This window comes from Gemmatimonas sp. (genome assembly GCF_027531815.1).
Lineage (GTDB): Bacteria > Gemmatimonadota > Gemmatimonadetes > Gemmatimonadales > Gemmatimonadaceae > Gemmatimonas.
In genome coordinates this window covers 37,612-49,945 of sequence record NZ_JAPZSK010000009.1, presented here as the reverse complement: position 1 = coordinate 49,945, position 12,334 = coordinate 37,612, and the positions used below count along the sequence as shown (strand labels likewise).

General features: G+C 70.0%; 9 protein-coding genes. 3 read left to right on the top strand and 6 right to left on the bottom strand.

Annotated features, from left to right (window positions below):
* Window positions 1–17: 17 nt before the first annotated feature.
* The gene (locus tag O9271_RS12025) at window positions 18–2,465 is read left to right on the top strand and encodes a zinc-dependent metalloprotease (RefSeq protein ID WP_298269939.1); all 2,448 of its coding nucleotides are present in this window, start codon (window positions 18–20) and stop codon (window positions 2,463–2,465) included.
* Between the two features lie 71 nt (window positions 2,466–2,536).
* Here O9271_RS12025 and O9271_RS12020 read toward each other — a convergent pair whose 3' ends face one another.
* Window positions 2,537–2,962: a hypothetical protein gene (locus tag O9271_RS12020; RefSeq protein ID WP_298269936.1), complete on the bottom strand. Its 426-nt coding sequence runs from the start codon at window positions 2,960–2,962 to the stop codon at window positions 2,537–2,539.
* Between the two features lie 54 nt (window positions 2,963–3,016).
* Window positions 3,017–4,162 (bottom strand): ketoacyl-ACP synthase III, encoded by a 1,146-nt coding sequence (locus O9271_RS12015; RefSeq protein ID WP_298269934.1) that lies wholly within the window; start codon window positions 4,160–4,162, stop codon window positions 3,017–3,019.
* A 172-nt stretch (window positions 4,163–4,334) separates the two neighbouring features.
* On the opposite strand from O9271_RS12015, the gene O9271_RS12010 reads away from it, so the two are divergent.
* Window positions 4,335–4,943, top strand: a complete 609-nt coding sequence (locus O9271_RS12010) for a PH domain-containing protein (protein ID WP_298269932.1) — start codon at window positions 4,335–4,337, stop codon at window positions 4,941–4,943.
* 87 nt (window positions 4,944–5,030) lie between these two features.
* Here the strand turns inward: O9271_RS12010 and O9271_RS12005 are convergent, their stop codons facing one another.
* From O9271_RS12005 to O9271_RS11990, 4 genes are all read right to left on the bottom strand, one after another.
* Window positions 5,031–6,074 (bottom strand): transposase, encoded by a 1,044-nt coding sequence (locus O9271_RS12005; protein WP_298269930.1) that lies wholly within the window; start codon window positions 6,072–6,074, stop codon window positions 5,031–5,033.
* Between the two features lie 434 nt (window positions 6,075–6,508).
* Window positions 6,509–8,464, bottom strand: coding sequence for an alpha/beta fold hydrolase (locus O9271_RS12000; protein ID WP_298269927.1), 1,956 nt, complete (start codon window positions 8,462–8,464; stop codon window positions 6,509–6,511).
* A gap of 229 nt (window positions 8,465–8,693) precedes the next feature.
* Complete coding sequence (locus O9271_RS11995; protein ID WP_298269925.1) at window positions 8,694–9,656, bottom strand: alpha/beta fold hydrolase; 963 nt, start codon at window positions 9,654–9,656, stop codon at window positions 8,694–8,696.
* Entirely contained in the window at window positions 9,653–11,194 is a 1,542-nt protein-coding gene (locus O9271_RS11990; RefSeq protein WP_298269920.1) for an NAD(P)/FAD-dependent oxidoreductase, read from the bottom strand. The genes O9271_RS11995 and O9271_RS11990 overlap by 4 nt, the downstream gene beginning before the upstream one ends.
* A gap of 279 nt (window positions 11,195–11,473) precedes the next feature.
* Here O9271_RS11990 and O9271_RS11985 point away from each other — a divergent pair, with 279 nt between their 5' ends.
* A complete protein-coding gene (locus O9271_RS11985) occupies window positions 11,474–12,319 on the top strand; it encodes a hypothetical protein (protein ID WP_298269915.1) in 846 nt (281 codons plus the stop codon).
* Window positions 12,320–12,334 lie beyond the last annotated feature (15 nt).

The window sequence follows — 12,334 nt, the reverse complement described above, 5'->3', positions numbered from 1 at the left end:
TGCCTTCCCCTCGCCGCATGCCCAGCGCTACTCCGTTCCGGCCGCTCCGCCGCTTCGTGGCCGTTGCCGCAGCCCTCCAGGCCCTGTCGCCATTCGTCCTGCCAGCGCAGGGGGAGGCCCCGTTCCTTCGGGTACGCGTGGACGAGGCGCGTAACCGGGCGCTGCTGGAGATTCCGGCCGGGCAGCTCAACAGGGACTTCCTGCACACCGTGACGCTCGCCACCGGGCTCGGCAATGGGGCGCTCGATCGTGGCCAGACCGGCCCCAGTGGCATCGTGCGCCTCGAGCGCCGCGGCAGCCGGGTGCTCATGGTGCGCGACAACTGGACGGTGCGCGCGCCCAACGGCGACCCTGCCAACCAGCGCGCAGCCACCGAGGCGTTCCCCCGCTCCATCGTGGCCTCCATGCCCATCGAGCGGGATACCGCCGGCCTGTTGCTCGTCGATGCGACGTCGGTGTTCCTGGCCGATGCCTACGGGGTGGCCGACGGGTTACGCGCCGGCGGCAGTGCCGGCGGCACGGCGGCGTCGGCGCCCGGGGTGGGGAGCTACCGGCTGGACGTGGCGCGCAGCTACCTCGACCCCGAGCGTACGCGCGCCTTCCCGCGTAACGCCGAGGTGCACGCGGTGCTCACCTTCGTCACCGACCAGGCCGCCCGTGGGCGCGGCGGGCTGGCCCCGGACGCGCGGGCCATGACCTTCGAGCAGCACCACTCGCTCATCGTGCTCCCCGACACCGCGGGGTTCCGCCCGCGCAACTACGACCCGCGCTTCGGCTACGGCGGGACGTCGTTCTTCGACCTCTCCAAGGGCTTCGACGGCGACTACCGCGGCGGCTTCATCAACCGCTGGCGTCTGGTGCCCAAGGACCCGGCCGCCTACGCGCGCGGCGAGCTGGTGGAGCCGGTCACCCCCATCACCTACTACCTCGACCCCGGCACTCCGGCGCCGTATCGCGAGGCCTTCCGCGAGGGGGGCAACTGGTGGGCCAAGGTATACGAGGCGGCGGGCTTCAAGAACGCCTTCCGCGTGCTCGACCTGCCCGCCGGCGCCGACCCCATGGACGCGCGCTACAACATGCTCATGTGGGTGCACCGCTCAGGGCCCGGCCCGAGCGTGGGACCCAGCTACAGCGATCCGCGCACCGGGGAGATCGTGCGCGCCGTCGTGCGCATGGATGCCTGGCGTTCACTCATCGACTACAACATCTGGGCGGGCACCGTGCCGGCGTCGGGCACCAGCGGCCCCAATGTGGACGCCGAGTCGTTCGCCATGGCGCGGCGCCGTCAGCACACAGCCCACGAGATCGGCCACACGCTGGGGCTGCAGCACAACTACATCGCCTCGGCGCAGAACCGCTCGAGCGTGATGGACTATCCGTTCCCGCTCATCACCCTCGACGCGAGCGGCCGCCCCGACCTGCGTAACGCCTATCGCGACGGGCCGGGCGCGTGGGATACGCTCGCCATTCGGCTGGGGTACACGTGGTTCCCCACGCCGGCGGCGGAACGCAGCGGACTGGCGGCGATCATGGCCGACGGCATCGCGAAGAACGTGCGCTTCATCAACGACACGTACGCCAACGCCAGCGGCTCCAACCCGCTGGTGACGCGCTGGGAGGAGGGCGCGACGCCCTTCGAAGCGGTGCAGCGCTCGGCGGCGGTGCGCCGCGTGCTCATGAACAGCTTCGACGAGCGCGCCATCAAGCCGGGCGAGCCCATGGCGCTGCTCAACATGCGCTTTGCGCACGTGTATCTGCATCACCGGTACTCACTGGAGGCGCTGTCGAAGTACATCGGTGGTATGGACTTCGCCTTCGCGCTGCGCGGTGACGGGCAGACGCCCACCCGCATCGTGCCGGTGGCTGACCAGCGGAAGGCGCTGGAGCTGCTGCTCGATGCCATCGCGCCCAAGGAGCTGACGGTGCCGGAGAAGGTGCAGCGCCTCATTCCGCCGCCACCGCCGGGGTTCAACACCGACCAGACGTGGATCGAGGGGAGCGGCGAGACAATGTTCGATGCCATCACGCTGGGCGGCGGGCTGGCCACCGAGGTGATCGGTTACATCCTCGATCGCGAGCGGGCGGCGCGCCTGGTGCACACGGCGGCCAGCGACGCCAAGGCGCTCACCCTCTCCGAGGTGACTGACGCCATCGTGCGGCGCACCTGGGGCGCCGCGTTGCCCGCGAACCCGGCCGAACGTGCCATGCTGCGCGCCTCGCAGCGGGCGGCACTCGACATGCTGCTGGATCTCGCGGGGGATGGTCGCGCCCTGCCCGACGTCCGCGCCGCGGCGATGCACGAGCTGCGCAAGCTGGAGACGCGGCTGGCCCGCGCGATCGTGACCGACGACATGCAGCGCGCGCACATCGAGACGGCGCGAGTGGACCTCGAGCGTTTCTTCGATGGCGACGACCAACCCACGCGTCGTCCGCGCTTCCCGGTGATCGTGCTGCCGTGGCCGTGAGGTAACGAGGCGCGGAGAAGGGGAGACGCTGGGACCGCAGTCCCTGGGCCTCCCCTCCTCCGCGCCTCCCTTTATCGCGACTCTCTCGCCAGCCGCAGCAGTGCCCACAGTACCCAGGCGCCGCTCACGATGTGCATGATCTCGGTGGCGACGATGGTCGTGAGCGTGAACAGCTCGGCCCCTTCCATGTAGGGCTCGTAGGCGGCCATGACGGGGCCAAGGCCGTACACGCCGATGGCGATGGAGGTGATGACCGCAAACCAGCGCACGGCGTGCTGGGTGAACCGGGCCAGCAGCCAGTACACGATGCCCGCCAGCAGGGCACCGATGACGCTGGCGATGATGGTCTCGGTGAGGCCGATGGTCAGGCGACCGTAGCGCAGGGCGGCGTAGTACACGCCCATATTGCACGCCGTGCTCCCCACCGCCGCCACGAGGGTGGCGAGGGGGATGCGGCGGAGGACGACCCGATCGTCGGGATTGAAGGCGACACGCATGGCGCCAAGCTAACGGCGCCAGGAAGCGCGCCGTTCCGGCCCCTCCGGCGTGGCTCAGGCGGAGGGGCGGCCCCCCAGCGGCGTTTCGATGAAGCGGGTGTTGGTGAGGGCGTCGTACGAGCGGCCGTGGGGGTCCTGGCGGGCGCGAATGGCGTTGACCATCTCGAGCGCCGTGTGTGCCGCGGGCGGGTGCTGGGCGTCGCTTTCCCCCAGCGGGGTCACGCGGTTCCCCCAGCGCACGAGCAGCGCGCCGAAGGTGAGGCCGCCGCCGAAGCCCGGCATGAGAATGAGGCTGCCCGGCTTCACCCGCCCTTCCTTGAGGGCGTCCACCAGACTCACCGGTACCGTGGCCGCGCTCATGTTGCCGTAGCGCTGCACGGTGAGCATGACCCGCTCCATGGGCACCCCGGCGTACTTGGCCACTGCCTCGATGATGCGGAGGTTGGCCTGGTGCGGCACCACCAGATCGATGTCGTCGGCGGTGACCCCGGCGGCCTGCATGACGCGGCCGCAGGCGTCGCTCATGCCGTGCACGGCGCGCTTGAAGATGGCCTGCCCGTCGAAATCCCAGAGCGTGTCGCCGTAATGCAGGTCCCCCTGCACATACGAGCACCCCATGCCGCGCACGCGTAGCGTCTGCCGCGCCTCGGCGTCGCACCCCAGCACCGTGCCGATCACGCCCCCCGGCGTGTCGCTGGCCTGCAGCACCACCGCTGCCGCGCCGTCGCCGAAGAGCACGGCCACGTTGCGGTTGCTCCAGTCCATGAAGGGGCTGATGTACTCCACGCCAATCACCAGCGCGTTCTGCACCATGCCGCTTTGGATCATGGCGGTGGCGCTGGACAGTCCGTACAGGAAGCTGGTGCAGGCGGTGTTCACGTCCATGGCGGCGGCGCGGGTGGCGCCAAGCGCCAACTGGACCCCGGAGGCGCAGTTGGGGACCTGCTCATCGGGGGAGCAGCTGCCGTAAACGATAAGTTCGAGGGCCCCCGCGTCGAGGCCGGCGCAAGCCAGAGCCCGCCGGCTGGCGAGGGTGGCCATCTCGATGGCCGACACGTGGGAAATGCGCCGTTCCTTCATGCCGGTGCGCTGGGTGATCCACTCGTCGGAGGTCTCGAGGAAGGTCGAGAGGTCGTCGTTGGTGAGCACCGCGGGGGGGAGGCCTTCGCCCCAGCCGGTGATGGCAGCATATCGGGTCACGGGAAGTCGCCGGAGGGTGAGCACGGCCCGCGGGAGGGAGGCGGGTCCGAAAGAAGGGTACGGATGGGGCGAAAAAGTGACAAGCGGGTCCCCCCACCGGCTGCCATGCGGAGAGAGCCGCGCATACTGTACGGCATCCACGGTTCCTTCGCATTTCACCTGGGGAGACAGCATGTTCAAGAAATTCGCCGCCGAAGCGCTGGGGCTGAGCGATATCGGCATCATCGTGTCGGCGAAGGACTACGACAAGGTCGACGCCGACGACTACCTCTTTCACGAGGATCAGGAGCGCATCTTCTTCCTCATCAAGAGCAAGAAGGACGAGTACTGCTTCACGAACGTCGCGCTCATTCACGTGGACGGCGAGTCGGCCATCTCCAGCAAGCGCGTGATCAAGCGCTACGACTACGCGCAGTACCCCATTGCAAACGTCACGATCGAGACGGCGGGCACGATCGACCTCGACATCGAGCTCAAGTTCACGATCGGCGACCATGTGTTCAGCATCGATGTGCGCAAGGACCACATCGAGCAGCTGAAGGACATCTACAAGGCGCTGCACACCATCGGGAAGCTGCAGCGGCACGACGAGCAGGGTCGGTCGAACGCCATGTCGGCCGCGTCGGTGCTGGGCAGCATGCTCAAGCTCAACTCGGCGTCGGACCCCGCCGCCGTGTCGGCGCACTACCGCTCACTGCTGGACGAGCTCAACGACGCCGTGCTGCAGCGTCATCTGCGCAAGGATTTCAGTGCGGTCTTCGAGAAGTACATTCACGCGTGATCGCAGCTGAAAACTGAAAACCAGAACTTGGAACCAAGGACTCGGAGCCAGGCACTCGACACTCCCGCGTCTCACGCCGCTCCAGTCTCAGCGCAAAAACCGCCGCCCCACCTGCTCCAACCGGTCATCCCCGGCCACTTCGGCCTCACGCACGATGACCTCGACATACGGCTTGAGGCCGGGCTCGCCCCAGTAGTATCCGGTGGCGCGTTCGGCCAATTCCGTTTCCCCCACGCGCGCCGCCTCGAGGAGCGCGCGGGCGGCAATGCGGTCGTAGTCGGGGTCGGTCCTGTCGGGGAGGCCGTAGTTGCGGCGCGGCTTCTCGCCTTCGGCGTCGTCGCGCAGGAATGCCATGGACATGCCGCCTCCGGGATGGTGTCCGTGGAAAGCTAGCCTGCATTTCTCACCAGCGTTGATTTCTCGGCGGCAGTGGGGGCGATGCGACGTGTTGGTGGGTGGGGCGTCGCGGTCGGCGGCATTGCGGGCCTGATTGTTGTCGGGGTCGCGGCGGACCGGGCCGCGGCGGGGGGCTCGCGGGCCACGGCGGCGCAGGGCCGCGAGCAGGGTGTAGGCGATGGACGAAAAGGTGAGCTGCCGCTGATTCGCCCGCAGCGTCGCCGCGCTCGTGCGGTCGGCGAAGAGGATCAGCTGCTGTTCCTTGATCCGATTCTCCACGTCGCCGCGCGCGCAATACCGCATCTCATAGAGCGGCTGCGCGTCGAGCACGTCGGCCGGGAGCGTGGTGACCACGACGCGCGGATTCACCTTGGGGCCGTCGAGGCCGGGCAGCGCTTCGGCCTTGGCGACGACGCGGCGCGCGCGGCACCAACCGCGGTGTGTGCGATACGTCAGGTCGCGAAAGGCGCGCGCGGGCGCCCCCGCCCCCGCCCCCGCGCCCTCGCGCGGTGCGTCGTCGACCGCCGCGACCACGCGGCTGTTGCGTGGAAGCCCGATCACATAGTCCACGCCCTGCGCTTCGCACCAGGTGAGGAGCTCGTCGCGACAGGAGCCCGAGTCGGCGCGCACCGTCAGGCGGACCTCGGACCACGCCGCGCGGAGCTGGGGGATGATGCGCGCAAGCTCGTCGGTCGCGCCCGCGCTCGCGTCGATGCCCGCGCCCCGGAGTCGCACGCGCGGCGGCGCTGCTGCCCGACGGGATCCGCGCGGCCCGCCACCACCGCGAGGAGCGGGTCGGCTCGGACGATGCCCGTGACTCGCTCCACCTCGCGCAGCAACAGGGCGCCGCCATCCGACGTCAGCGTCCCCCCATCGAAGCGGGCCACCACCTCGCGCCGCGCGGCGGCTTGAGCCGGCAACGATTCGGGAATACACCCTGCAGACACAATGGCCGTCTTCTGGTGCGCGCATAGGTTGTGCTCGACAAACACCTTATGCCACGCGGAGCGGCCGTCGTGCAATAGCGTGGTGAGAAATCCGGGCTAGCCGGTCGTGCCATGTGTCGGCGCGCCACTGCCGACGGGGCTGGTGAGCGCGCACGACCGGCGGCCGGCCCGCGATCGATCGTTCGCAACGGAGGGATCGCCCGGAGGCTCCGGTACGGGTCGCTACCGCGCGCTGCGGTCCACCGAGCCGTCCTTCAGGTAGCGATCGAAGAAGTCGAGCATCTCCTCCAGCATGGCCTTCGTGTTCTCGCGGCCGTACACGTAGTAGGTCTCGTTGGGGTACTTCCGGTACTCCACCACCTTCGAGTGCTTGGCCAGCTCACGCGCGTACTTCCACGCCGCGTACTCGGTGTCGAGCACGTCGAGGCCGTAGCCATGAATGAGCATCGTGGGGGCGGTGGCGTCCTTCGCCCTGTGGATCGCCGAGCTGCGCCGATAGATCGAATCCACGGCCCGCGTGGAGGGCCAGCGCCCAAGCTCGTAGTGGAGCAACTGGCTGTGCTGCAGTACCGGCACCACCGTGTGGAAGTCGGTCACGTCGCCGTAGCCCGAGCCCGAGATCGCGGCCTGAAACACGCCGGGAGCGAACGAGGTGGCGTACATCGTGAGCATCCCGCCGTAGCTGATCCCCGTGATCCCGATCTTCTCCGGATTCACGTACGCCTGCTGCTTGGCCCACGTCACGCCCGCGAGCACGTCGCGCAGGTCACCATGGCCCCAGTCGCGGTTGTTGGCGTCCTCGAACCGCTTGCCGTAGCCCGAGCTGCCACGCACGTTGGGCGCGATCACGACATAGCCGCGGCTGGCGAAGAACTGCGGCTGCAACTGGTAGTTGTCCGAGAACTGCGAGGTGGGGCCGCCATGCAGCAACATGATCACCGGCGCCTTGTCACCGGCGCGCAGCCCCCTCGGCTTGTAGAGGTAGGCGTTGATCGTGAATCCCTCGTTGGTCCAGGCGACTTTCTCCGGCTCGATGAGCTGCGAGGCGATGGTGCCTCCGGGGTCGGCGTCAGTGAGCCGGCGCGGCACCCCACCGCTGGCGGGCACGACGAACAGATCGGGCGCCCGCGTCGGGGTGCCGAAGGCGTAGGAGATCATCTGACCGTTCGGCGACCACTCGGCCCGTGACACCATCCCCACTGGCGGAGCCACCACGGTACGGGCCGCCCCCCCGGCGGCCGGTGCCACCTTCAGTGACTGCGTCCCGTTCGTGATCGAGAGAAAGAGCACCTGGCTTCCGTCGGGCGACCAGCGCGCCTCGCTCTGGTCGGCCTGCTCTGCCGCCAGCGGGCGCGGCGGCCCTCCGGCCAGTGGCGCCAGCCAATAGTTGGCCCACCCGCTCCGCTGTGAACGGAACAGCATCGTCTTCCCGTCGGGTGAGACGCGCGCCACGCCGAACGCTGCCCCCTGGCGATAGTCGAAATAGTCCCGGTCGGTGAGCACGAGGCGCGCCACCCCGCCCTCGGCAGGGATGGAGAAGACCTCGTGATCGACCCAGCGCGAATCGAGGCGCGTGTAGATCACGCGGTTGCCATCCGGCGTGAACGAGGGGAAACCCTCGTAGAGCGGCGACGACGTCAGGCGCGTGGCCACGCCGGTCGCGACATCCACCACGTACACGTCTTCGCTGCCATTGCGGTCATTCGCGAGGGCGATGCGGTCGCCCGTGGGCGAGAAGGCGTACGATCGCACATGGCCGGAGAGGCGCGTGATGCGCCGTTCGGTGCCGGCGGCGATGTCGAAGCCGAAGATGTCGTTCCCTCCGGCCACCCCCTTCACATACGTCACCATCCGTCCGTCAGGCGATCGCCGCAGTTGCGAGGCCCCGCCCAGCGACGGCGCATGCAGCATCCGCTCCATCTGACGCTCGTCCTGCAGCGCCGGCGCGTACCGCATGGGCGCGCCACCGTTCACCCCCACCGACGCGAGGAGGCCATCGCCGCCGACGTAGATGAGGCGAGTGCCATCGACGGACCAGACCGCAGGTTCGCCGGCACCGATCGGGGACACCACCGACTGGAGTTGATCGATCGTCGGCGGCGTGGCCCCCTGGGCCGCGAGCGTCGATGCACAGACGAGCGTGAGGGCGCCGAGGGCGAGTGCACGAGTCCGGGTCATGGCGATCCGAGGTGGGGGATGGGAACGGCGGTCGGGGGGAGTCGACGGTCCGAAGAGCATACGGTGCGTTCGTCACCCTTGCCATCGTCGCGTGACGGGCGGGGCGTGCCCGCCGTCTCGCTCGGGCACCGTGCGCCTCGTGCGCGCGGCGGTCACCGTGGGGTGGCCAAGGCCGGCGGAGACCCGTCGGCCGCGCTGGTGGGGCGGCCGCGCGGGACCTCGCGGTGACCTACACCGACGCGGCAGCGGTGCGGCGCCCCGCCACCTCGTGCACGAAGGCGACCACCCGCTCCGGCACCGTGAGCGGCAGCATGTGGCCAGCGCGCTCCACCAGCTCGAGCGTGGCGTGCGGGATCTGCGTGAGCAGGCCATGGCCATGCATCGCGGGCTGCAGGATCCGGTCGTGCGTGCCGTACAGGATGCCCACTGGCGCCTGCACGGTGGCGTGGCGCTCGACCAGCGTGCTCATCCCCACGTCGGCCGCGGCGAGGTCGGTGGACGCCGAGGTGAAGGCCGACGGGCGCATCCCGAGCAGGCCGCCGGCGGCGAGACCGAAATCGTCGGGGACCGGCTCGGGGCCGAACACCACACTGAGCACCGCATCGCGCCGGGCGATGGACAGTGGCACGGCCAGCGTCCACCCGATCACCGTGCGCACGAGCGGACTGCGGATGGCCAGCGCCGCGAACACCGGCGGCACCGACTTGGGGTGCTGCGTGAGGGGCGCGAGCAGCGCCAGCGCACCTACCCGCTCGGGGTGACCGCTGGCGAGCGCGAGCGCCACGGCGCCCCCGAGGGAGTGCCCCACCACGACCGGCTGCCCGAGACCCAGCGCGTCGATGAAGGCCGCCACCAGGGCCGCCTGCGCCTGCGGGGTGGGGGGGGCACCGAGCGGCGCCGAATAGCCGGCGCCCGGCCGGTCGAGGGCCACCACACGGAAGTGGCGACTCAACGGCTCCAGCACCCGCGCCGCGAAATGCCGTGCGTTGCCGGCCAGCCCGTGAATGCACAGCACCGTCACCGGCCCGTTGCCGTGCTCGACGTAGTGCAGGCGCACCCCCTGCACCTCCACGAATTGGCCGAGGGGCGGTACCAGCCGCTCCACCGTGCGGGCCGTGCTGAACGCAAACCACACGAGCCCGGCGTACACCGCCAGCAGGGCCATCAAGACACCCAGCCACAGCGGGTTCATGCCATCTCCCTCGGGCGGAATTCGAGCGCCGGATCGGCCAGTGAACCGTACCGGAGCCCCAGCAGGTCCTTCACGTAGTTCTGGTAAATGCGCCACGGGCGCGCTGGCCCCTGCTTGGGGAGCATCGTCTCGGCCCGGCGCACATAGCCCGAGGTGAAGTCGAACACCGACCGGGCCGGCATTCCCGGCTCGGCCCGCGGCGTCACCTGCGCATAGCCCTGCGCGCGCATGTAGCGCAGCAGCCGGCATACATACTGGGCAATGAGATCGCTCTTGAGCGTCCAGGAGGCGTTCGTGTAGCCCACCGCCATCGCAAAATTGGGGAGGCTGCTGAGCATGAGCCCCTTGTACACGAACTGCCGGCTCAGCTCCACCGGCTCGCCATCCACCACGAGTTCGACGCCCGTGAGGATGGACATCTGCAGCCCGGTGGCGGTGACGATCACGTCGGCCTCGATCCGCGCCCCCGAGGCCAGCTCCACCCCGGTTTCGGTGAAGCGCGCGATGGTGTCGGTCACGATCTTGGCCCGGCCATCGCGCAGCACGTGGAACAGGTTCCCGTCGGGCACGATGCACAGCCGCTCGTCCCACGGGTTGTAGTGGGGCGAGAAGTGTTCGTCCACCGGATACGATGGCCCCAGCTCCCGCACCGCCTCGGTGCGCAGCCCACGCTTGAACACCCCCGGGTAGGTGCGCGCCAGCCAGAAGTAGAACATGCTGCGGCTGATGTTCTTCCAGCGGATGAGCGGGTGCGCCACCCGCGCCGGCAGCACGCGACGCACCACATTCGCCAGCCAATCCTCGGTGGGGAGCGAGGCGATGTACGTGGGCGAACGCTGCAGCATGGTCACCGTGGCAGCGGCGCCAGGGCCGCTGGCCATGGCCGGCACCAGCGTCACCGCCGTCGCGCCACTGCCAATCACCAGCACCCGCTTCCCTGCGTAGTTGAGATCCGCCGGCCACTGCTGCGGATGCACGACGCGCCCACGATACCGCTCCATGCCCTCCCAGGTGGGCGTGTAGCCGGCACGGTAGTCGTAGTAGCCGCTGCAGTTGAAGACGAAGTCGCACGTCATCACCTCTTCGTGCGCGTCAGGCCCCACAGCCAGCGTCACCGTCCAGCGCGCCGACGTCGACGACCACTCGGCGCGTACCAGCCGGTGCTGGAAGCGGATGCGCCGGTCGATCCCCGCGTCGCGGGCCGTCTCCTCGATGTAGCGCTTGATGCTGGGGCCGTCGGCAATCGCCTTGGCCTCGCGCCACGGCCGGAAGCGATAGCCCAGCGTGTACATGTCGGAGTCGGAGCGGATGCCGGGATACCGGAACAGGTCCCAGGTGCCGCCCATGGCCGCCCGCGCCTCCACGATGGCATACGACTGGTCGGGCATCGCGCGCTGCAGATGCCACGCGGCGCTGATGCCCGACAGGCCGGCCCCCACGATGAGGACGTCCACATGCGCCGGCGCTTCCGCTCGCGCGATCGGGCAATCGCTACCGCGGAAGGCGCCCGTGATCGGGGCGGCGGAGCGCGTCGTCATACCGGGGAATATGCCGTCCGGCCCGCTATTCGGGAGACGGGCGGCGCGGACGCGGCGGTGGGCGAGGGTCTGGTGCAGGACTTCGTTGCGGCCCCCGTTGTCCAGCCAACGCCGTGCGTCTGGCTGTTCGCTCCGCTGTGCCACAGGCATCGCCAGCGTGGGAAGCGACCCTGCCTGGCGCCGAGCGGGCGCGGTAGGTTGTCCGTGTCCGCTGGACTGACCGCTGGGTCGTTTCTGACGCGCCCTCGCCGTATCGCCTTCCCGAATCGTCCCTTCCGCATGCATCACGTCGCGACCGTCGCCCTGCTCGTGCTGGCGTGGACGTGGGCTCCGGGCGCCTCGGTGGCCGGCGCGCAGTCGGCCCCCGCGGGACGGGACCGCTGGCTGCTCGCCTTCGACGGCGCCTCCACGAACGCGGTGGTGCACGACCGTCGCCTGAGGGATGCGGTCTCGCGCGTAGTGCCGAGCGCGCTCGGGCCCGAGTTGCTCGCCGCCCTCGGCGGCCCGCCGGATCCGCTGCTCGTCACCGACGGGCGCCATGTGTCGATGTCGGCCTGCATGCCCCGCGCGTGCCACGTGAAGGGGTTCCTCTGGCTCGACGCGGCGAACGGGCGGGGCATCGGGGCGATCCTCGACGGGCGGACCCTGCGACTCGGCTCACGCACCTTCGTGCCCGGCGTCGTGCCCGGGCCTGCGCGCGCGGCACTTGCGGTGTGGCTCGCCGAACTCGGGGCCGAGCCGTCGGTGGTGCGCTTCACCGGTCCGCGCGGGACCCGCACGCGGCTTCCCGCGTCGGCCTTCCCGCCCGAGCGCCGGTTCCGCCCCCCGCCAGGTGGTCCGTCGTTCGACTGTGCTGCGGAGACGGCACCGGTCGCACGGGCGACGTGCGCCGACCCGGTGCTCAGCGAGCTCGACCTGCGGACCTGGCGGCAGGCGGAGGAGGTCCGGCGTGCACATTCCACGCAGGACGCGCGTCGCGAGCTCGTCGCGTTCCACGACGCGTGGCGTCGGCGCCGCGACGAGCGGTGCGGTGCCGCCGCCGACGTTGCCGCCTGCCTCCGCGACGAGTTTGCACGGCAGATCGAGGCGTTGCGGAACTGGCTGCCCGCCGCCGCGCGGCGCTGACCGGCCGCGGCGCAC